The 20,829-nt window shown below is 71.7% G+C and carries 18 protein-coding genes; 13 read left to right on the top strand and 5 right to left on the bottom strand.

Features of this window, described 5'->3' with window-relative positions; genetic code table 11:
• Positions 1-77: 77 nt before the first annotated feature.
• The 3 genes from ACWCQK_RS21810 (at position 78) to nudC (ending at position 6,264) form a co-directional block, all read left to right on the top strand.
• Positions 78-3,749: a UvrD-helicase domain-containing protein gene (locus ACWCQK_RS21810; protein WP_451157218.1), complete on the top strand. Its 3,672-nt coding sequence runs from the start codon at positions 78-80 to the stop codon at positions 3,747-3,749.
• A gap of 10 nt (positions 3,750-3,759) precedes the next feature.
• Positions 3,760-5,163 carry a dipeptidase gene (locus ACWCQK_RS21805; protein ID WP_451157216.1) on the top strand — a complete coding sequence of 468 codons (1,404 nt, stop codon included), beginning with the start codon at positions 3,760-3,762 and terminating at the stop codon, positions 5,161-5,163.
• Positions 5,164-5,307: 144 nt separating this feature from the next.
• Positions 5,308-6,264: an NAD(+) diphosphatase gene (gene nudC, locus ACWCQK_RS21800; protein WP_451157214.1), complete on the top strand. Its 957-nt coding sequence runs from the start codon at positions 5,308-5,310 to the stop codon at positions 6,262-6,264.
• A gap of 140 nt (positions 6,265-6,404) precedes the next feature.
• On the opposite strand, the gene ACWCQK_RS21795 is transcribed toward nudC, so the two are convergent.
• On the bottom strand, positions 6,405-6,647 hold the full coding sequence (locus ACWCQK_RS21795; RefSeq protein ID WP_451157212.1) for a mycoredoxin: 243 nt from the start codon (positions 6,645-6,647) through the stop codon (positions 6,405-6,407).
• Between the two features lie 200 nt (positions 6,648-6,847).
• On the opposite strand from ACWCQK_RS21795, the gene ACWCQK_RS21790 reads away from it, so the two are divergent.
• From ACWCQK_RS21790 to ACWCQK_RS21770, 5 genes are all read left to right on the top strand, one after another.
• The gene (locus ACWCQK_RS21790) at positions 6,848-9,046 is read left to right on the top strand and encodes an ATP-dependent DNA helicase UvrD2 (protein WP_451157210.1); all 2,199 of its coding nucleotides are present in this window, start codon (positions 6,848-6,850) and stop codon (positions 9,044-9,046) included.
• Positions 9,047-9,213: 167 nt separating this feature from the next.
• Positions 9,214-9,549 carry a hypothetical protein gene (locus ACWCQK_RS21785; protein WP_451157208.1) on the top strand — a complete coding sequence of 112 codons (336 nt, stop codon included), beginning with the start codon at positions 9,214-9,216 and terminating at the stop codon, positions 9,547-9,549.
• A gap of 178 nt (positions 9,550-9,727) precedes the next feature.
• Complete coding sequence (locus tag ACWCQK_RS21780; RefSeq protein ID WP_451157206.1) at positions 9,728-10,096, top strand: WhiB family transcriptional regulator; 369 nt, start codon at positions 9,728-9,730, stop codon at positions 10,094-10,096.
• Entirely contained in the window at positions 10,093-10,416 is a 324-nt protein-coding gene (locus ACWCQK_RS21775) for a hypothetical protein (RefSeq protein WP_385786101.1), read from the top strand. The genes ACWCQK_RS21780 and ACWCQK_RS21775 overlap by 4 nt, the downstream gene beginning before the upstream one ends.
• Positions 10,417-10,552: 136 nt before the next feature.
• Positions 10,553-10,774 (top strand): hypothetical protein, encoded by a 222-nt coding sequence (locus tag ACWCQK_RS21770; protein ID WP_451157203.1) that lies wholly within the window; start codon positions 10,553-10,555, stop codon positions 10,772-10,774.
• 12 nt (positions 10,775-10,786) lie between these two features.
• Here the strand turns inward: ACWCQK_RS21770 and ACWCQK_RS21765 are convergent, their stop codons facing one another.
• Entirely contained in the window at positions 10,787-12,154 is a 1,368-nt protein-coding gene (locus ACWCQK_RS21765) for an ABC1 kinase family protein (protein WP_451157201.1), read from the bottom strand.
• The gene (locus tag ACWCQK_RS21760; RefSeq protein WP_451157199.1) at positions 12,147-13,361 is read right to left on the bottom strand and encodes a ThiF family adenylyltransferase; all 1,215 of its coding nucleotides are present in this window, start codon (positions 13,359-13,361) and stop codon (positions 12,147-12,149) included. Before ACWCQK_RS21760 ends, ACWCQK_RS21765 begins: the two co-directional genes overlap by 8 nt.
• 260 nt (positions 13,362-13,621) lie before the next feature.
• On the opposite strand from ACWCQK_RS21760, the gene ACWCQK_RS21755 reads away from it, so the two are divergent.
• The 4 genes from ACWCQK_RS21755 to ACWCQK_RS21740 all read left to right on the top strand — a co-directional run bounded on the left by ACWCQK_RS21755 (position 13,622) and on the right by ACWCQK_RS21740 (position 17,499).
• Positions 13,622-14,218 carry a M48 metallopeptidase family protein gene (locus tag ACWCQK_RS21755; protein ID WP_451157197.1) on the top strand — a complete coding sequence of 199 codons (597 nt, stop codon included), beginning with the start codon at positions 13,622-13,624 and terminating at the stop codon, positions 14,216-14,218.
• Between the two features lie 138 nt (positions 14,219-14,356).
• Positions 14,357-16,033: a TerD family protein gene (locus ACWCQK_RS21750; RefSeq protein ID WP_451157195.1), complete on the top strand. Its 1,677-nt coding sequence runs from the start codon at positions 14,357-14,359 to the stop codon at positions 16,031-16,033.
• A gap of 11 nt (positions 16,034-16,044) precedes the next feature.
• On the top strand, positions 16,045-16,725 hold the full coding sequence (locus tag ACWCQK_RS21745) for an AIM24 family protein (RefSeq protein WP_451157193.1): 681 nt from the start codon (positions 16,045-16,047) through the stop codon (positions 16,723-16,725).
• Between the two features lie 18 nt (positions 16,726-16,743).
• Positions 16,744-17,499, top strand: coding sequence for an AIM24 family protein (locus tag ACWCQK_RS21740; protein WP_451157191.1), 756 nt, complete (start codon positions 16,744-16,746; stop codon positions 17,497-17,499).
• A 55-nt stretch (positions 17,500-17,554) separates the two neighbouring features.
• Here the strand turns inward: ACWCQK_RS21740 and ACWCQK_RS21735 are convergent, their stop codons facing one another.
• Positions 17,555-18,076 (bottom strand): NUDIX hydrolase, encoded by a 522-nt coding sequence (locus ACWCQK_RS21735; RefSeq protein ID WP_451157189.1) that lies wholly within the window; start codon positions 18,074-18,076, stop codon positions 17,555-17,557.
• On the bottom strand, positions 18,073-19,518 hold the full coding sequence (locus ACWCQK_RS21730; protein WP_451157188.1) for a zinc-dependent metalloprotease: 1,446 nt from the start codon (positions 19,516-19,518) through the stop codon (positions 18,073-18,075). The genes ACWCQK_RS21735 and ACWCQK_RS21730 overlap by 4 nt, the downstream gene beginning before the upstream one ends.
• 191 nt (positions 19,519-19,709) lie before the next feature.
• Between ACWCQK_RS21730 and ACWCQK_RS21725 the strand changes: the two genes are divergently transcribed.
• Positions 19,710-20,822 carry an SDR family oxidoreductase gene (locus tag ACWCQK_RS21725; RefSeq protein ID WP_451157186.1) on the top strand — a complete coding sequence of 371 codons (1,113 nt, stop codon included), beginning with the start codon at positions 19,710-19,712 and terminating at the stop codon, positions 20,820-20,822.
• Positions 20,823-20,829: the final 7 nt, after the last annotated feature.

The raw sequence follows: 20,829 nt of genomic DNA, 5'->3' as shown, positions 1-20,829 counted from the left end.
GTGCTGACCTGCTTCTCTTCCCTCCCCGAGCGGCGATCGGGCCCCCGCTGTCAGTGGCCACGGCTAGCCTCTCTGACGTGCCCGCCCGTATCACCGACCCCGAGCAGCTCAAAGAGCTCCTCGGCATCCCGTTCACCCCGGAGCAGACGGCTTGCATCACCGCACCGCCCGCCCCGCAGGTCATCGTGGCCGGAGCCGGTTCGGGGAAGACGACGGTGATGGCCGCCCGCGTGGTGTGGCTGGTCGGCACCGGCCAGGTCGCCCCCGAGCAGGTCCTCGGCCTGACCTTCACCAACAAGGCCGCCGGCGAACTCGCCGAACGCGTCCGCAAGGCACTGATCAAGGCAGGCGTCACCGATCCCGACGTCATCGACCCGGACAACCCCCCGGGCGAGCCCGTGATCTCCACCTACCACTCCTTCGCCGGCCGCCTCCTGACCGACCACGGTCTGCGCATCGGGCTCGAACCGACCGCGCGCCTCCTCGCCGACGCCACCCGCTACCAGCTCGCCGCGCGCGTGCTGCGCGAAGCCCCCGGCTCCTACCCGGCGCTCACCCGGTCCTTCGCCGATCTGGTCAGCGACCTCCTCACCCTCGACGGCGAACTCTCCGAACACCTCGTAGGGCCCGAGGACCTGCGCGCCTGGGACGCCGGCCTGCTGCGCGCCCTGGAGAACGCGAAACTCTCCAACGCCGAGCTGCGCAAGGTCCCCGAGACGGCCGCCGCCCGCCGCGAGCTCGCCGGCCTGGTCCTGCGCTACCGGACCGCCAAACGCGAGCGCGACCTGCTCGACTTCGGCGACCAGATCGCCCTCGCGGCGCGGCTCGCCCAGCTCCCCGAGGTGGGCCGCAGCCTGCGCGACGAGTTCCGTGTGGTGCTCCTCGACGAGTACCAGGACACCTCGGTCGCCCAGCGCATCCTCCTCGCGGGCCTGTTCGGCGGTGACACGGGCCACCCGGTGACCGCCGTCGGCGACCCCTGCCAGGCGATCTACGGCTGGCGCGGTGCCTCCGTCGCCAACCTCGACGACTTCCCCCAGCACTTCGCCCACACCGACGGCAGCCCCGCCACCCGCCAGTCACTCAGCGAGAACCGGCGCAGCGGCGGACGCCTCCTCGACCTCGCCAACGGACTCGCCGAACCCCTGCGCGCGATGCACGCGGGCGTGGAGGCGCTGCGCCCGGCACCCGGCGCCGAACGTGACGGCATCGTCCGCTGCGCCCTCCTGGACACGCACTCCGAGGAGATCGACTGGATCGCCGACTCCGTCGCCCACCTCGTACGGACCGGAACGGCACCCGGTGAGATCGCCGTCCTGTGCCGTACGGCCACCGACTTCGCCGAGATTCAGGGCGCCCTCGTCGCCCGGGACGTGCCCGTCGAGGTGGTCGGTCTCTCCGGACTGCTGCACCTGCCCGAGGTCGCGGACCTGGTGGCCGTCTGCGAGGTCCTCCAGGACCCCGGAGCCAACGCGTCGCTGGTCCGGCTGCTGACCGGTCCGCGCTGGCGCATCGGTCCACGCGACCTCGCCCTTCTCGGCCGCCGGGCCCGACTCCTCGTCTCGCACGCACGCGTGGACGCCGACGACGACCCCGACCGCAGGCTCGCCGAGGCCGTCGAGGGGGTCGACCCGTTCGAGGTGACCTCGCTCGCGGACGCCCTCGACACGTTCCTGGAGACGCCGCTGAACGGGGCGGGGGACGACGACGGGCTGCCCTTCTCGTCCGACGCGCGCGTGCGCTTCGCCCGGCTCGCCGCCGAACTGCGCGATCTGCGCCGCTCCCTGTCCGACCCGCTCATGGACGTCCTGCACCGCGTCCTCGCCGTCACCGGTCTGGAGGTGGAGCTGTCGGCGTCCCCGCACGCCCTGGCCGCCCGCCGCCGCGAGACCCTGTCGAACTTCCTCGACGTCGCCGCCTCCTTCGCCGCCGGGGACGGCGAGGCCGGCCTGCTGGCCTTCCTCGGCTTCCTGCGCACCGCCGCCCAGTACGAGAAGGGCCTCGACAACGCCCTCCCGGGCGGCGAGAACACCGTCAAGGTGCTCACCGCGCACCGGTCCAAGGGCCTGGAGTGGGACGTCGTCGTCGTCCCCGGTCTGGTCACGGGCACCTTCCCCAGCGCCCAGGGCCGTGAGAAGTGGACCGCCCAGGGCAAGGTGCTGCCGCATGAGCTGCGCGGCGACGCCGACACCCTGCCCGACATCGGGTCCTGGGACTCCCGCGGCATGAAGGCCTTCCACGAGGCCATGAAGGAACACCAGCACACGGAGGAACTCCGCCTCGGCTATGTCACCTTCACCCGCCCCCGCTCGCTGCTCCTCGGCTCCGGGCACTGGTGGGGCCCCACCCAGAAGAAGCCCCGCGGACCCTCCGACTTCCTGCGGGTCCTGTACGACCACTGCGTGGCAGGACACGGCGAGATCGAGGCATGGGCGGACGAGCCGGAGGAGGGCCAGGAGAACCCTGCCCTGCACCGGGCGGACGCCGACCAGGTGTGGCCCCTGCCCCTCGACGCCGACGCCCTGGCCCGCCGCCGCGCCGCCGCCGAGACGGTCCTCGCCCACCTGGAGACCCTCGCCTCCCACGAGGACGGCCACCCGTCGGCCGCGCACGCCCCCCACACCATCGACGACCCGGACTGGCCCCCGCCGCCGGAGGACGACGAACCCCCGTACGACGGGAACGACGGGGACGATGCCTTCGGCGAGACGGACCCCTTCGGCGAGAGCGATCCCTTCGGCGAAGGCGACGCCTTCGGCGAGAAGGACCCCTTCGACGACCGCACTCCCTTCGAATTCGACAACAGCACTCCCTTCGACGAGGAAGCCCCCGACCGCAAGCCGTCGAACCCGGACCGCCCGACACACCCGCACCGCCCCACGGTGCCGCACCAGGCCGCCGCCCCGGAGACCGCGCGGCCCGCGCACCCGCACCCGGGCGGCGCTCGCCCGCACCCCGCGCCGGCCGGGCACCGCCGGCTCCCCGAGCGCGACCGCACCCCCGAGGACGGCCCCCTCACACCGGAGGAGGCCCGTACCGTCGCCTCTTGGGACCGCGACCTCGGTGCCCTCACGGGTGAGCTCCTGCGCGCCCGGCAGAGCGTGCGGGACGTGCCGCTGCCCATGACGCTGACCGCCACCGAACTGCTGCGCCTCGCCGACGACCCGGACGGGTTCGCCCAGGAACTCGCGCGCCCCATGCCGCGCCCCCCGCAAGCGGCCGCGCGCCGGGGCACCCGTTTCCACGCCTGGGTGGAAGCGCGCTTCGAAGAGTTGACGTTGCCCATGCTGGAACCGGAGGAGCTGCCCGGCGGCGATGCCGAGATCGCCGACGAACGCGACCTCCAGGACCTCAAGGACGCCTTCGAGCGCACCGTGTACGCGCACCGCACGCCCTACCGCGTCGAGACCCCCGTCCAGGTCACCATCGGGGGGCGCTTGGTCCGGGGCCGCATCGACGCCGTCTACCGACACGACGACGGCGACGGGACGACGTACGAGATCGTCGACTGGAAGACCAGCCGCACCCGCACCGCCGACCCCCTCCAGCTGGCCCTGTACCGGCTGGCCTGGGCCGAGCAGCAGGGCGTTCCCCTGGACTCGGTCACGGCCGCGTTCCTGTACGTGCGCGACGGCGAGGTCGTACGGCCGGACGACCTGCCCGACCGGGCCGCACTGGAGCGGCTGCTGCCGGCGCAGGAGCCGTCGTGTGACGAACCGCCCAACGAGGATGTCACTGAGTGCCGATAGGCTCGTAAGCATGAGCCAGACCCCGGACAGCGCCGTCCGCACGTACATCGAGCACCACCGCGCAGCCTTCCTCGACTCACTCGCCGAATGGCTGCGCATCCCGTCCGTGTCGGCTCAGCCGGACCACGCACCCGATGTACGGCGCAGTGCCGACTGGCTCGCCGCCAAGCTCCAGGAGACCGGCTTCCCGACCGCCGAGGTCTGGGAGACGCCGGGCGCCCCGGCCGTCTACGCCGAGTGGCCCTCCGAGGATCCCGAGGCACCGACCGTCCTCGTCTACGGTCACCACGACGTGCAGCCCGCCGCCCGCGAGGACGGCTGGGACAGCGACCCCTTCGAGCCCGTCGTACGCGACGACCGGCTCTACGCGCGCGGGGCTGCCGACGACAAGGGCCAGGTGTTCTTCCACACACTCGGTGTCCGTGCCCACCTCGCGGCCACCGGCCGCACCAGCCCGGCCGTCCACCTCAAGCTGCTCATCGAGGGCGAGGAGGAGTCCGGGTCGCCGCACTTCCGTGCCCTCGTGGAGGAACACGCGGACCGGCTCGCCGCCGACGCCGTGATCGTCTCCGACACCGGCATGTGGGCCGAGGACACCCCCACCGTGTGCACCGGCATGCGCGGCCTCGCCGAGTGCGAGATCCAGTTGCACGGACCCGACCAGGACATCCACTCGGGCTCCTTCGGCGGCGCCGTGCCCAACCCGGCCACCGCTGTCGCCCGCCTGGTCGCCGCCCTGCACGACGAGCACGCACGCGTGGCGGTCCCCGGCTTCTACGACGGCATCGTCGAACTCACCGACCGCGAGCGGGAGCTCTTCGCCGAGCTGCCCTTCGACGAGCAGCAGTGGCTGAGCACCGCCAGGTCGCACGCCCTGCACGGCGAGGCGGGGCACACCACGCTGGAACGCATCTGGGCCCGCCCCACCGCCGAGGTCAACGGCATCGGCGGCGGCTACCAGGGCGCGGGCAGCAAGACGATCATCCCGTCCTCCGCGCTGGTGAAGCTCTCGTTCCGGCTGGTCGCGGGCCAGGACCCGGACCACATCGAGAAGGCCGTCCGCGGCTGGGTCGCCGAGCGGGTCCCGGCCGGTCTCCGGCACGAGATCACGTTCGGCGCGGCCACGCGCCCGTGTCTGACCCCGCTGGACCACCCGGCCCTGCGGTCCGTGGCGCGCGCCATGGGCCGTGCCTTCGACAAGCCCGTCCGCTTCACCCGCGAGGGCGGCTCAGGACCGGCCGCCGACCTTCAGGACGTCCTCGGCGCCCCCGTGCTGTTCCTGGGCATCTCCGTCCCGTCCGACGGCTGGCACGCCCCGAACGAGAAGGTCGAGCTCGATCTGCTCCTCAAGGGCGTCGAGACCAGTGCCTATCTCTGGAGCGACCTCGCCGAGAACTGGCGCCGTGCCCCCTGACCACCGCACACCGTCCGGAACGGCCCCGCGCGCGGGGCACACTGGAAGGACCGCCCCGTAGCGAAAGACCCCGCCGTACCCGGTCGCCTCTCGCCGTACGTCCCGCTGAACCACCCGCCGAAACGAACCGTTCCACCGGGGGAGATGGAAGCACCTGTGACCACCTGGACCGACCACACCGCCGACCGACCCATCTCGCTCACCGCGCCCAGCGGCATCGACCGCGCCGCTCACCACCGCCTCGACGAGGCGTGGCTGGCGGCGGCATGGAGCCACCCCACGACCCGCTGCTTCGTGGTCTCCGGCGGCCAGGTCCTCATCGACGAGACGTCCGACGGCCGGACCGAACTCGTCATGACGCCCTCCTTCGAGGCCCCGCTGACCGAGGCGCACCGCTATTTCCTGGGCACCGACGAGGACGGCGTCAGCTACTTCGCCCTCCAGAAGGACGCCCTGCCCGGCCGGATCGACCAGTCCGCGCGGCCCGCGGGCCTGCGGGAGGCGGGCCTGCTGCTCTCACCCCGTGACACGGGCCTGATGGTGCACGCGGTCGCCCTGGAGAACTGGCAGCGCCTGCACCGGTTCTGCTCCCGCTGCGGCGAGCGCACGATGATCGCCGCGGCCGGCCACATCCGCCGCTGCCCGGCCTGCGGCGCCGAGCACTACCCACGCACCGACCCCGCCGTGATCATGGCGGTCACCGACGAGGACGACCGCATCCTTCTCGGCCGCCAGGTCCACTGGCCCGAGGGCCGCTTCTCGACGCTGGCCGGCTTCGTGGAGCCCGGGGAGTCCATCGAGCAGTCCGTACGCCGCGAGGTCCAGGAGGAGGCCGGCATCACCGTCGGCCAGGTCGAGTACGTGGCCAGCCAGCCCTGGCCCTTCCCCTCCAGCCTCATGCTCGGCTTCATGGCGCACGCCACGTCGACGGAGATCGAGGTAGACGGTGACGAGATCCACGAGGCCCGCTGGTTCTCCCGCGACGAACTGACCGCCGCCTTCGAGTCCGGCGAGGTACTGCCCCCGTACGGCATCTCGATCGCGGCCCGTCTCATCGAGCTCTGGTACGGAAAGCCGCTGCCGACGCGCACCTTCGCGTGAGCCGGAGCACAACGGCGCGGCACAGGACGGAACGGAAGAGGGACAGCGCAGAAGAGGGACAGAGCGGGAGCGGGACGGAACAGAAGAGGGGCGGTCCCTGAGACATCTCAGGGACCGCCCCTCCGACAGCGGTGGAGCGACTACGCGCCGATCTTCTGCTTCACCTGCGCCAGCGACGGGTTCGTGAGAGTCGAACCGTCCGGGAACAGTACGGTCGGCACCGTCTGGTTTCCGCCATTCGCCTTCTCCACGAACGCGGCGGAGTCCGGGTCGTGCTCGATGTTGATCTCGTTGTACGTGATGCCCGCGCGGTCCATCTGGCCCTTCAGTCGCGTGCAGTAACCGCACCACGTGGTGCTGTACATCGTCACAGTGCCCGGCATGTCTCTCGTGCTCCTTCGCGTTCGGGGGACGGGTGTCGCAGGGGGTGAACGTACGTGAAAGGGCCGCCATTCCCGCCCGGCGGCCCGCGGCACGTGACGTCTGCCGCATCGGCGTGACGCCTGCCGCATTAGTACGACCGCGAGTGCCTTCCTGTGGACAACCGGCTCACCCGTCCCGGGCGACCTGGCAGCATGGCTGTGTGACAGCAGCAACGCACTCCACGCTCTTCCCGCGGGTACCGGACTCGGCCGACGCGGTGCTCGAAGGGCTCGACCCCGAGCAGCGCGAGGTGGCCACCGCCCTGCACGGTCCGGTGTGCGTACTGGCCGGTGCGGGCACGGGCAAGACCCGGGCCATCACCCATCGCATCGCCTTCGGGGTGCGCGCGGGCATCCTCCAGCCCTCCAGCGTGCTCGCCGTCACCTTCACCAACCGGGCCGCCGGAGAGATGCGCGGCCGACTGCGCCTCCTCGGTGCCGCCGGGGTCCAGGCCCGCACCTTCCACTCCGCCGCCCTGCGTCAGCTCCAGTACTTCTGGCCGAAAGCGATCGGTGGCTCCATGCCCCGGATCGTCGACCGCAAGGTCCAGCTCGTCGCCGAGGCGGCCGCCGCCTGCCGGATCCGTCTCGACCGGGGCGAGCTGCGGGACACCACCGCCGAGATCGAGTGGTCCAAGGTCACCCAGACCGTCCCCGCCGACTACGCCGCCGCGGCGGCCAAGGCCGGCCGTGAGGCCCCCCGCGACCCGGCCGAGATCGCCCAGCTCTACGCCGCCTACGAGGACCTCAAGCGCGACCGGTCCGTCATCGACTTCGAGGACGTCCTGCTGCTGACCGTCGCCGTCCTCCAGGACCGGCGCGATGTCGCCGAGCAGGTCCGCAGCCAGTACCAGCACTTCGTCGTCGACGAGTACCAGGACGTCAGCCCCCTCCAGCAGCGGCTGCTGGAGCTGTGGCTCGGCGACCGGGACAGCCTCTGCGTGGTCGGCGACGCCAGCCAGACGATCTACTCCTTCACCGGGGCGACCCCCGACCACCTCCTGGACTTCCGCATCCGTCACCCCGGCGCCACCGTCGTGAAACTGGTGCGCGACTACCGCTCCACACCCCAGGTCGTCCATCTCGCCAACGGCCTGCTCGCCCAGGCCCGTGGCCGTGCCGCCGACCACCGCCTCGAACTGATCTCGCAACGCGCCCCGGGCCCGGAACCCCTCTACACCGAGTACACCGACGAGCCCGCCGAGGCCGAGGGCGCCGCCCGCCGCATCCGCGACCTCGTCGCCGCCGGCGTCCCGGCGGGCGAGATCGCCGTCCTGTTCCGTACGAACTCCCAGTCGGAGACGTACGAACAGGCCCTCGCCGACGCCGGCGTGCCCTACCAGCTGCGTGGCGCCGAGCGGTTCTTCGACCGTCCCGAGGTCCGCAAGGCGGGCATCGCCCTGCGCGGCGCCGCCCGCTTCGGCGGCAACGACTCCCTCCTGGACGACGCCGTGGACCTGCCCTCGCAGGTGCGTGCCGTGCTGTCGGGCGAGGGCTGGAGCCCTCGGCCCCCGGCCGGCTCCGGCGCCGTCAGGGAGCGCTGGGAGTCGCTCGCCGCCCTGGTGAACCTCGCCCAGGACTTCGCCGCGGCCAAACCGGGCGCCAGCCTCGGCGACCTCGTCGCCGAACTCGACGAGCGCGCGAACACCCAGCACGCCCCCACGGTCCAAGGCGTCACCCTCGCCTCGCTGCACTCGGCCAAGGGCCTCGAGTGGGATGTCGTCTTCCTGGTCGGCGTCGCCGAGGGCATGATGCCGATCACCTACGCCAGAACCGACGAACAGATCGAGGAGGAGCGCCGGCTGCTCTACGTCGGCGTCACCCGCGCCCGCGAGCACCTGCACGTCTCCTGGGCGCTGTCCCGCTCGCCGGGCGGCCGCGCCAGCCGCCGCCCCAGCCGCTTCCTGGACGGGCTGCGTCCCGGCTCGGTCGCCACCGCCGGACGTACCGGCTCGGGCGGCGCGGGCGGCATCGAACGCGGCTTCACCATCGGGGGACAGACCGCCGTCCCGCGTCGCACCCAGCGCACCCCGGCGCGCTGCCGGGTCTGCGGGCGGACCCTGACCGACGCCGGCGAGATGAAACTGATGCGCTGTGAGGACTGTCCCTCGGACATGGATGAGGGACTCTACGAGCGGCTGCGCGAGTGGCGTGCGGTGCAGGCGGGCAACAGCGGACAGCCCGCGTTCTGCGTCTTCACCGACAAGACCCTGATGGCGATCGCCGAGGCCGCTCCCGACGAGCCGGGCGACCTGGCGCGGATCCCGGGCGTCGGGACGCGCAAGCTCAACCGCTACGGGGCCGACGTCCTGGCCATCTGCGCAGGCCGCGAGCCCGACGCGGCCGCCGACGGTGACTGATGCGAACTCGTCGAAAAAATAGTTTGCGCATGCCCCAGGGATCCCCATAGGTTCTTAGGCACGGGGACGGAGGCCTTCTCGAAGGCCCCGAATCCGTGCTGTACTTACATATCCGTCGGACTGGGCTCACCCCCGGTCCCCCAAGACGCCGAGAGGAGGCGATTCCAGTGATCAGCATCTACACCAGCTCCGCCAGCACCGTGAAAATGACCGATCCCGCGGTCGTCTCTCTGTGCATGCTCGGCGTCTCGAACCTCGGCACCGGTCTGTCCGGCATTTCCGCCGCCCGCCCGGCGTCCTCGTCCTCCCTGTCTCTCGCGGGTCTTCCCATCCGTGAGCGCAATGAGCGACCGACTCAGGCACTGGAAGCAGCAGTAGTGGAACAGGCCAAGGCCAAGGCCTATGCCTTTACCGCGACCGGTGCCGGATTCCGGAAGCAGACGACGCACCACCACCTGATGTGGGCCTTCCGTGGGCCAGAACCCTGGAGTGATCCAGCCTGATCGTCGATCAGGCCGGCGCCTTCAGGGCCGCGGAACCCCACCCGGGATCCGCGGCCCTTCTGTTTGTCCCCGAACGGGGGCGACGGTGCGAAGGGGCCTCGGGACAAGAAAAGAACCCGGTACCAAAGCCGACAGCCGGTCCCACCGGACCGGACCGACCAGACGAGGAAAACCAACCGTGCAACTCGAAGCGCACGCCCCGTCCGTACCGCCTTCCGACGCGATCCCCAAGCCCGGCCTCACGGAGGACTCCACCTTGACCCCGCTCACCGCGCTCACCGCGCTCGACGACGCCATCGAGAACCTCGGCGTTCCCGTCCCCTGCCGGTCCTACGACCCGGAGGTCTTCTTCGCCGAGTCGCCGGCGGACGTCGAATACGCCAAGTCCCTCTGCCGTACCTGCCCGCTGGTCGAGGCCTGCCTCGCCGGTGCCAAGGAGCGGCGTGAGCCCTGGGGTGTCTGGGGTGGCGAGCTGTTCGTCCAGGGTGTCGTCGTCGCCCGGAAGCGGCCGCGTGGCCGCCCGCGCAAGAACCCGGTCACGGCATGAACATCGCAGGAACGATCGATCGCCCCCTCACGAACGACCCCAAGAAGCAGGCCCCGATGAAGCCGTCCACCAGCGAGCCCACCGGCTCCGCGACTCCAGACTTCACCACCAGTGGCGCGAACGACTCGCGTCAGAACAGGACCCGAGAGATGCAACTCATTCCAGAAGCCTTGGCTCGTGCGCATATGCACGACCGGCTGCACGAGGCTGAGCGGGAACGCCGGGCCATGCGCCTGGTGACCGCTCGTCGGATGCAGCGCCGGGCCGAGCGCGCCTCGCTGCGCGCCCGCCGGGCGCTCGCCATGGCCGTCATGCAGTAACGGCATCCATCTGAAGTGCCGGCCTCCCGATCCCGGGAGGCGATGGTTCCCCGCGGGGGCCGGTCCGTGCGAACGGACCGGCCCCCGCGGTGCGTGGTGAGCGGGCATCCACCGGGTCCGGCGCTATCGTCACCGGGTGACGAGTCTTCCCGGAGGCAGTGACAAGGCGGGCGACAACGGCGGCCCCGCGACGGCGCCACGCCCCCTCGGGTGCGCGCGCTGTGGCAGACCGGCCGACGGAGCGCCGCCCACGTGGACCTGTTCCGTGGAGCACGGCAGCCGCCGGTACTTCTGCGACACCTGCTCCCGCGACCACCTCAGGGCGATCGAGGGGCGGCTGGACTCGGCCTGGTGGTGACGGGTGTGCCGCTCAGGCCTCCGCGACCGCCTCCCGCACCTCCTCCAGCTCCGGCATGAAACCCGGGAGCCACTCCTCCAGCTCCTGCCGCAGGCGCACCGTCGAGCCCAGCTGGCACAGGACGCCGATCGTGCTGAGGGTCACCCGGTGGATCAGGAGGTAGGCCGGCGGGAGGTTCAGCCGCTTGCCGAGCTGGTAGGCGGGGGACCGGGGGTCGGCGACACGGGCCGCCTGGCCGCGCATCCAACCGCGGGTGAAGGTGAACTCCTCGACCCTGGCCGGCTCGATGATCGGCAGGAGGTAGTCGAGGACGGCGTCGGGGTCCAGCTCTATGGAGTCCTTGACGAACCCCTCCGCGCACAGCAGTTCGTAGACGGCCTCGGCCTGGCCGTCGAGAGTCATCCGGAGCGAGTCGCCGATGGGCGTCGGCAGTCCTCCGGGGAGGCGGTCGACCGTGCCGAAGTCCAGGACGCCCAGGCGCCAGTCGTCCTCGCCGCCCGGACCGCCGGGCAGCAGACGGAAGTTGCCCGGGTGCGGGTCGGCGTGCAGCAGGCCGGTGCGGGCCGGACCGGAGAAGAGGAAACGGGCCAGCAGTTGGCCGGCGCGGTCGCGCTGGGCCCGCGTACCGTCGGCGATCACCTCGGACAGCGGGACTCCGTCGATCCACTCGGTGATCAGAACCTGGTCGCACTGGTGGACCACCGACGGCACCACCACGTCAGGGTCGCCCGCGAACTCCTCCGCGTGCGCCTGCTGGGCCTGCGCCTCCAGTCCGTAGTCCAGCTCCTCGGAGACACGGTCGCGGAGCTCGGTGATCAGGGGCTTGATGTCCATGCCGGGAATCAGGGGCCCCAACAGGCGGGCGAAGCGGCTGAGTTGGGTCAGATCGGAGAGCAGGGCCTCGCCCGCTCCGGGGTACTGCACCTTGACCGCGACCTCGCGGCCGTCGCGCCACACCGCCCGGTGCACCTGGCCGATCGAGGCCGCCGCGGACGGCTTGTCCTCGAACTCCGCGAACAGATCGGGCCAGTCCTCGCCGAGCCGCTCCCGCAGGACCGTGTGCACGGTCCGGGTCGGCATCGGCGGCGCGGCCTCCTGAAGCTTGGTCAGCGCGGCCCGGTAGGGCCCGGCGACCTCCTCGGGCAGCGCCGACTCGAAGACGGACAGGGCCTGCCCGAATTTCATCGCCCCGCCCTTGAGCTCGCCGAGGACCTTGAACAGCTGCTCCGCCGTGCGCTGCTGCAGTTCGCGGCCGACGATCTCGGCGGACTCGCCCACGATGCGCTTCCCGAGTCCCCAGGTGGCCCGCCCGGCGAAGCCGAGCGGGAGCGCGGCGAGCTTGGCGGTCCGGGTGACCGCCTTGCGGGGAAGATCAGACATGCGCCCTCCAAGTCCCAGCCGGTCGCGCAGCGCCTGCCGTACGGCATAACTCCGTTGACGACCGTAGCTCTTGCATTGTCTCGTGCGAGCGCCCGTCCTTGGAGGTGTGTTCCCCCTTACCTTTCTCCGCGGCCCGGCACGGGCATGCGCCGTGGGCCCAGATCGGCCGGGCGTGCCATTGGAGGCCGGGCAACGAGACCTCCCAGCGTGCGCCCGCGGTCGAGGGGAGCCGGCCGTCCAGGAAAGCGAGCGCGTGGGCCGCGGCCAGCCCGGCGACGGTCGTGGCCAAGGTCAGGTCGCAGGCGCGGACCTGCCGGGACCTCCCGGAGCGCCACTGGGCGACCAGGCGCGGCCAGTGCGGATCACGCTCGCTGCGCTCCTCGTGCAGGCAGCCGGCGCAGGCCGTCTCGCCGGGCAGGACCAGGGGGCCGACGACACCGGTCGCCTCCACCACCCCGGCGTACAGATGGGGTGTGCCGGAGGCGATGAGGGGTTCGGCGGCGGAGGGCACGGGCGCGTGCACGTCGACGTCGTCCCGGGGCGCGAGGATCACCAGGGTGTATCCGGGGTCGCCGGTGTCCTCGGGTGGCCCGGCGGTGCGGCGCGGCGGGCGGCCGGGTGCCATCCGGCGTGCGGCGCGGCGAGCCGCTTCGTCCCGGCGCTCCCCGACCGCCTCGGCGGCGAGCCCGCCCGGCGCCACATCCCAGGGCTCGACGCGGCCGCCGTCGCGCACGTCGACCTCACCGACGCCCGCGCCGGAGAGCAGTCCGGCCAGGACGGCGCCGACCCGGCCGGCGCCCCTGACCTGGACCCGCAGGGAGCGGCGGGCGGCCAGTCGGCCGATCGCCTCGCCCGGTTCGGAGGTCGTCAGGGACAGGGAGGCCAGATCCGGGCGCAGCCGGTCGAGGACCTCTTTCCTGCCCCGCAGGGTGTCGGCGGGTGGGCCGCCCCCTGTCGCGTCGTCGAGGAGTCCGGCGCGGGCCAGTCGCTCCACCAGCGTGTCGACATGCCCGTCGGGCAGGTCCATGCGGTGGCCCTCCTCGCGCAGGAGGGCCAGGCCGCGTGTGCCGTTGAGCAGATCGAGAAAGCTGCCCGTCGCCGTGTCCAGCGGGCCGAGCGTCATCGCGTGCGCCGGGGTCATCCCGAACTGCACGGTGTTGAGGTCACGCCAGCCGCGCCGCAGCGCGGGCTTCACGATCGGATGCATGACAGGCCCCCGTAGCCGAGAGAACAGTGCCCTGAGGGCGTGAGGGAAGTCACAGAACGTGACAGTACGCCCCCTTTGCCGGTGGGGATCGGTGCATGCCCCGCCGACGAGAGCCAGCATGCCCGGACCCGCTCCGAGGCGCGGAAAGTTATCCACAGGCAGGGGATATCCGTCGTACAAATCAAACGCATGGTGGGGGATCACAACCGAACCGTCCCGGACTCGGGACTTCCCCCGTGTGCAGCGGGTAACGTCGGGGCGTGCCCGCCGACCCACTGCACCGCGCCGGAACTCCACAGCGCAGCACGATGAGCCAGCCGCCGAGCGGCTCGGTGGCGAGCGCGATCGAGGTGCGCAGGAGTGCCCGACGACGCAGGACGGTCTCGGCGTACCGCGAGGGCGATCGCACCGTCGTGCTCATCCCCGCCCGGATGTCCGAGGCGGAGGAACAGCGCTGGGTGACGGTCATGCTCGACAAGCTGGCGGCCCAGGAGAGCAAGCGGGTGCTCGGTGACACCGAGCTGGCCGAGCGCGCCGAACGGCTGTCTGCCCAGTACTTCGACGGCCGCGCCCGGCCCGCCTCGGTGCGCTGGGTCACCAACCAGAACACGCGCTGGGGCTCGTGCACACCGGCCGAGGGCAGTATCCGGCTGTCGCACCGCTTGCAGGGCATGCCCGAGTACGTCGTCGACTACGTGCTCCTGCACGAGCTGGCCCACCTGCTCGTTCCCGGACACGGGCCCCGGTTCTGGCGGCTGCTGGAGGACTACCCGCGCACCGAACGGGCCCGGGGCTATCTGGAGGGCGTGGTCGCCGCCGACCGACTGCCCCACGCGCCCGGTGGGCGCGCCGACTGACCGCGTTCGGGGCCGCAATCCCCGCTCGCGCCGAGCGCGTGTTGTGTACCGGGACTGTACCGACTTCCTCCGGTGTCCGAATTTGCCGTTAGCCTGGCGCGACGCACTCGCATTCGGGATGGGGGACGGTCGTTACGCATGGCCAGGGAATTCCAACGCGGCCACAAGGCCAAGATCAGTGACCTCACGGCGGGCACCGATCTGTACGTAGGCGTGCAGATCGCCGGCTCCGGACTGGGCTTCGACATCAGCTGCTTCGGCCTCGACGCCGACGAGCGGCTCTCGGACGACCGGTACTTCATCTTCTTCAACCAGCCGAAGTCCCCCGAGGAGGCCGTTCAGCTCCTGGGCGCCCAGGCGGGCGACACGGAGTCCTTCCGGGTCACGCTCGACCGGATCCCGCCACAGATCCAGAAGCTGTCCTTCACGGCGACGCTCGACGGCGCCGGGCAGATGTCGCAGGTCGGCCCCGGATACATTCGTATCGTCGCCGGTGGCGAGGAGGTGGCCCGGTACTCCTTCGACGGCTCCGAGTTCACCACCGAACGTGCCGTGATGCTCGGCGACTTCTACCTGAAGGACGTGTGGCGGTTCGCCGCCGTCGGGCAGGGCTTCGACGGCGGGCTCGACGCGCTGCTGAAGAACTTCGGCGGCGAGGTCGCCGAGGAGGAGGCGCCCGCCGCCCCGCAGCAGCCGCAGGCCGGTGCCGCTCCGGGCTTCGCTCCGCCCGCGTTCGGAGCTCCCGCCGCTCCGGCTCCCGCGCCGCAGCAGCCGGTCGCGCAGGGCTTCGCGCCCCCTCCCGGTGCCACCTCGCCGCCCCCGGCGCCCGCCCCCTCGGTGCATGCCGCGCCGACCATCATCGCGCCCCTGACCCCGCCAGGCGGCACCGTACCGCCCCCGGCGCCCGCGCCCGCCCCCTACGGCAGGCCGCCGCAGCCGTCGTACGGCCAGCAGGCCCCGAGCGCTCCGACGCCCTCCGGCTACCCGCAGCCCCAGGCTCCGACTCCGCCGCCGGGCTACGCTCAGCCGCCCGCGCCTCCCGGCTACGGCCAGCCGGCTCCGCCTCCGGGCTACGGCCAGCAACCGCCGTTCGGACAGGTGCCCGGCCAGCAGACCGCGTCCTACGGAGTGCCGCAGGGCGCGCCCCAGGGCGGTGCCGGTGTGACCGCCGCGCTCCAGCGGTTCAAGGAGACACCCACCGGACAGCGCTGGACGCAGCAGAACAAGAAACTCATCCGCGTCGACCTCGGCATCGGCGGCCAGCCCGTGCTGGCGCGCCAGGGCAGCATGGTGCTCTACCAGGGCAAGGTCGACTTCAGTTACAAGGGCGCCGGGTTCGCCGGCCGGATCGTCGGCAACGCGACCGGCCAGGAGATGCAGCTGATGCGCTGCACCGGCCAGGGGCAGGTCTTCCTCGCCGACAGCTCGACCCATCTCCACCCGATCGAACTCCAGGGCGACGCGATCTGTGTCTCCGCCGAGAACGTCCTCGCCTTCGACGAGACCCTCCAGTACGAGGTCCGCCGGGTCGAGGGACACGGCATTCCCGGAGGCGCCCTGTTCACGATGCAGTTCCAGGGCACCGGCACCATCGTCGTGAAGACCCACGGCACGCCCGTCGTGCTGCCGGTCACCCCGACCACGTTCGCCGACTGCAACGCGGTGGTCGCCTGGTCGGCGGCCTCCCAGGTGATCGTCTCCAGCCAGGTCCGGATGCGGCGCAACGCCTACCCGGGCGACACCGGGGAGAGCGTCAACCTCCAGTTCCGGGGCGCTCCCGGCAACTTCATCGTCGTCCAGCCGTACGAGGTCTGAGGGAGCCCGTCATGAACCAGCCGCTCGCGGGCTACGCCCCCGCACCCGTCACGGCCCGCATGGAGAACCACGGCAACCACATGCTGAAGGTCGCCATGCAGACCGGGAACGACCTCCTCGCGCGCGTGGGGTCGATGGTCGCCTACGAAGGCTTCGTCCAGTACGAGCCCAATCCGCCGGCCGTGCGCCAGATCGCCCGTGACTGGGTCACCGGCGAGGGCGCGCCCCTGATGAAGGCCTCCGGCGACGGACTGCTCTACCTCGCCGACTACGGCGCGGACGTCGTCGTGATCAACCTCAACGGCGACGGCATCTCCGTCAACGCCACCAACCTGCTGGCCTTCGACGCCCATCTGACGTGGGGCGTCGAGCGGGTCAAGGGACTGGCGAAGTTCGCCGGGCAGGGCCTGTGGAACACCAAGATCTCCGGGCAGGGCTGGGTCGCGCTGACCTCCCGGGGCAAGCCGATCGTCGTCGACTGCGGCGGCGGCGAGGACGAGACGTACGTCGACCCGGACGCGCTCGTCGCCTGGTCCCCGAACCTGAAGGTGAAGGGCAAGCGCAGCTTCAAGGCGCAGTCACTGATCGGCCGGGGCAGCGGCGAGGCGTACCAGATGGCCTTCTCCGGCCAGGGAATCGTCGTCGTCCAGCCCAGCGAGGACAGCACCGACCGCCTGCGGTTCCGGGGCTGAGGGGGAGCCAGAGTCATCATGCAGAGCCCGCTTTTCGCCCATAACGACCAGCAGACCCAGGAACGCTGGAGCCTCCAGAACAAGCAGATGCTGCGCGTCGTCATGGAGGGCCACGACGACATCCTGGCCCGCAAGGGCACCATGGTCGCCTATCAGGGCCTCGTCGAGTTCGACGCGGAGTACCGGAGCAACAACCAGTCACGCACGCGTGCGCACACCGGTGAGGGCCTGGACCTGATGCGCTGCCATGGGCAGGGCACGGTGTTCTTCGCCAACCTCGCCCAGCACATCCACGTCGTCGAGGTGGAGCAGGACGGTCTGACCGTCGACAGCAGCTACGTGCTCGCCATGGACTCGTCGCTGCACCACGAGGTCATCGCCGTCGACAGCCTGTACGGCATCTCCGGCTCGGGGAAGTACCAGCTCAACATCACCGGCCGCGGCAAGGTCGCGCTGATGACCTCGGGCGCGCCGCTGATGATGCAGGTCACGCCCGACAAGTACGTCAACTGCGACGCCGACGCGATCGTCGCCTGGTCCACCGGTCTGCGCGTGCAGATGCAGGCCCAGACGCACTCCTCCGGGGTGTGGCGGCGCCGGGGCAGCACCGGCGAGGGCTGGGAGCTCAGCTTCATGGGCAGCGGCTTCGCGCTCGTCCAGCCGAGTGAGCTGCTGCCGCCGCAGAACGCTCAGATCGGGCAGGGCGTCGCCGCGCAGTTCGGCATGGGCCAGCACGGGGCGCGGGGCCAGAACCAGGGCAACGTCTGGAGCTAGCCGACCGCACTGGTGAACGAGGGGTGATCGCGCGGACGGTCACCCCTCCGTGCGTTCACAGCCGGGCGCGGGTCGCCTCCAGCAGCCGTACGACGGAGTCGTCGGCCACGTCCGCCACCTCGTCGTAGGCGAACCAGCGCACGTCGAGCGACTCGTCGCTGATCGCGTGCCGTGCGTCCGACGGGGCCACGACCGCGTACTGGACGTCGAAGTGGCAGTGGCACGGTGGCGGGATCGCGTGCCGGTCCAGCCGCACGGGGCCGCCCGCCAGCACCGTCAGACCCGCGATGCCGGACTCCTCGGTCGCCTCGCGCAGCGCCGCCGCCTCCAGAGTGACGTCGCCGGGCTCGCAGTGGCCGCCCATCTGGAGCCACATCCGCAGCTTCCTGTGCAGGGTCAGCAGCACCCGACCGTGCTCGGGGTCGATCACCAGGGCGCTCGCGGTGATGTGTCCGGAGTGGCAGGCCTTCCACAGACCGTCCGGGTGGGACGCCAGATGGTCCAGGTAGTCCTGGCGCAGCTCTTCCTGGCCCTCGTGACCCTTCAGCACGAGGACCACGTCGTCGTACAGGCTCACTCGGTGCCGTCGCCCTTGGTGTCGTCGTCGTTCCCGGTCTCGTCCTTCTTCAGATCCGGCTTCGCGCCGGAGCCGCCGCTCGCCGCCTCGCCCAGCATCTTGTCCAGCTCGGAGAAGTCCAGCTGCTCGCGGTGCACGAAACCGTCCGGGTCGTCCAGGTCGGTCGCCGTCGGCAGCATGTCCGGGTGGGCCCACAGAGCGTCCCGGCCGTCGACGCCGCGCGCGTCCGTGAGGGACGCCCACAGCCGGGACGCGTCGCGCAGACGGCGCGGGCGCAGCTCCAGACCGATCAGGGTGGCGAACGTCTGCTCGGCCGGACCGCCCGTGGCGCGCCGCCGGCGCAGGGTCTCGCGCAGCGCGTCGGCCGACGACAGACGGGGCTTCGCGGCCGCGTGGACCACCGCGTCCACCCAGCCCTCGACCAGTGCCAGAGCCGTCTCCAGCCGGGCCAGGGCCGCCTTCTGCTGCGGCGTGTCCTCCGGCTGGAACATGCCCTGCTGAAGGGCGTCCTGAAGCTGCTCCGGGTTCTGCGGGTCGAACTGGCCGACCACGTCCTCCAGCTTGGCGGTGTCGACCTTGATCCCGCGCGCGTATCCGTCGACCGCGCCGAACAGGTGCGAGCGCAGCCACGGCACGTGCGCGAACAGGCGCTGGTGGGCGGCCTCGCGCAGGGCCAGGTACAGCCGGACCTCGTCCTTCGGCACGCCCAGGTCCTTGCCGAACGACTCGATGTTCATCGGCAGCAGCGCGGCCTTGCCCGCCGGGCCCAGCGGCAGGCCGATGTCGGTCGAACCGACGACCTCGCCCGCGAGCACGCCGACGGCCTGCCCGATCTGCGTACCGAACATGGCACCGCCCATCGAGCGCATCATGCCGATCAGCGGGCCGGCCATGGCCTGCATCTCCTCCGGCAGGACATCGCCCATGGCGGTGCCGACACGCTCGGCCACCGGGTCGACGAGCTCCTTCCACGCGGGCAGGGTCGCCTCGACCCACTCCGCGCGCGACCAGGCGATCGCGGTGCCGGCGCCGGACGGCAGGGAGGTCGCGTCGTCCAGCCACAGGTCGGCCAGACGGACGGCCTCCTGGACCGCGGTCCGCTCGGCGGGACCGACGCTCGCGTCCTTGGTGCCGTCAGAGGTGCCCTGGGCGACCGTCTGACGGGCGATCTGCTTGGCCATGTCCCAGTTCACCGGGCCGCCCTCGTACGAGAGCATCTGGCCCAGCTGCTGGAACGCGGCGCCCAGATCGTTGGGGTTCAGGGAACCGAACATGGCAGCGAGCGGATTGTCCGCGCCGGGGCCGCCAAGGCCTCCGGGTCCGAAACCGAACGGGTTGGCCGGTCCCTGACCACCACCGCTCTCCTGGTCCTTCTTCTTGCCCTCGTCGCCGTTCTCCGGCTCCTCCGGCGGAAGGCCGAATCCGAATGGGGTGTCACTCACGGGAATCCTCGGCTGATAAGGCCACCGTTTCTTTCCGGCGGCACGACTGCCCGACAACACCACCCAGCCTAGACACCACGGGTCGATCGGGCCTCGGTGCTTCGCCGACCGGGGGCCTGCGGCAGGATGGATGCCACCTGGTACGTACGCGTCACTCGCGCTCGTACGAAGACAACCGCTGGAGACACCTGGTGAGTTCCCCAGATCCGCAGGTTCGCGCAGCGCGAAACCGCTCAACCCCGGCCCCTGCCCGCGGCCCCGTCGTCGCGGTCACCGGCGCCGCGTCCGGGGTGGGCGCGCTGCTCACCGAGCGGCTCGCCGCATCGGACGAGGTCAGGCAGGTCATCGCCATCGACGAGCGGCGGGGGGAGTGCGAGCAAGCCCAGTGGCACATCCTCGATGTCCGCGATCCGGCCATCGCGGACAAGCTGCGGGGCGCGGACGCGGTGGTGCACCTGGCGCTCGACCTGGACCTGGGCAGCGATACGGCCGCACGTACGGCTTACAACGTCCGGGGGACACAGACCGTGCTGACCGCGGCCGCGGCCGCCGGAGTGCACCGCGTGGTGCTGTGCACGTCCGCGATGGTCTACGGGGCGCTGCCGGACAACGAGCTGCCCCTGTCGGAGGACGCGGAGCTGCGCGCGACCGCCGAGGCCACGGGCGTCGGGGACCTGCTGGAGATCGAACGGCTCGCGCGGCGAGCTCCGCGGGCGCATCCGGGGCTCAACGTCACCGTGGTGCGGCCCGCCGTACTCGTCGGCGAGACGGACACCGCGCTGACCAGGTACTTCGAGTCGCCTCGACTCCTCGTCGTCGCCGGGTCGCGGCCCGCGTGGCAGTTCTGCCACGTCGAGGATCTGTGCAGCGCGCTCGAGTACGCCGTCCTGGAGAAGGTCGACGGGGAACTCACCGTCGGCTGCGACGGATGGCTGGAGCAGGAGGAGGTCGAGGAGCTGAGCGGGATCCGGCGCATGGAGCTGCCGTCGGCGGTCGCGCTCGGCGCGGCGGCCCGGCTGCACCGGATCGGGCTCACGCCGTCCCCGGCGGGGGACCTGGCGTACACGATGTACCCCTGGGTGGTGAGCGGGAGTCGGCTGCACGACGCGGGCTGGCGGCCGCGGTGGACCAACGAGGAGGTGCTCGCGGAGCTCCTGGAGGAGGTCGCCGGCAGACACACGGTCGCCGGGCGGCGGCTGGGGCGCAAGGACGCGACCGCCGCGGGCGCGGCGGGCGCGACGGTGGCGCTGCTCGGTGCCGCGGCCGTCGTGCGGCGGGCGCGCAAGGCCCGGCGGCGGATCTGACGGTCCG

This window comes from Streptomyces sp. NPDC002306 (genome assembly GCF_053593435.1).
This window is presented reverse-complemented; position numbering and strand designations above follow the sequence as displayed.

Excerpts from the sequence above, each read along its gene's own strand:
- ACWCQK_RS21805 (WP_451157216.1), top strand. The coding sequence starts at position 3,760 with ATGAGCCAGACCCCGGACAGCGCCGTCCGCACGTACATCGAGCACCAC.
- nudC (WP_451157214.1), top strand. The coding sequence starts at position 5,308 with ATGGAAGCACCTGTGACCACCTGGACCGACCACACCGCCGACCGACCC.
- ACWCQK_RS21795 (WP_451157212.1), bottom strand. The coding sequence starts at position 6,647 with ATGCCGGGCACTGTGACGATGTACAGCACCACGTGGTGCGGTTACTGC.
- ACWCQK_RS21775 (WP_385786101.1), top strand. The coding sequence starts at position 10,093 with ATGAACATCGCAGGAACGATCGATCGCCCCCTCACGAACGACCCCAAG.
- ACWCQK_RS21765 (WP_451157201.1), bottom strand. The coding sequence starts at position 12,154 with ATGTCTGATCTTCCCCGCAAGGCGGTCACCCGGACCGCCAAGCTCGCC.
- ACWCQK_RS21760 (WP_451157199.1), bottom strand. The coding sequence starts at position 13,361 with ATGCATCCGATCGTGAAGCCCGCGCTGCGGCGCGGCTGGCGTGACCTC.
- ACWCQK_RS21750 (WP_451157195.1), top strand. The coding sequence starts at position 14,357 with ATGGCCAGGGAATTCCAACGCGGCCACAAGGCCAAGATCAGTGACCTC.
- ACWCQK_RS21745 (WP_451157193.1), top strand. The coding sequence starts at position 16,045 with ATGAACCAGCCGCTCGCGGGCTACGCCCCCGCACCCGTCACGGCCCGC.
- ACWCQK_RS21740 (WP_451157191.1), top strand. The coding sequence starts at position 16,744 with ATGCAGAGCCCGCTTTTCGCCCATAACGACCAGCAGACCCAGGAACGC.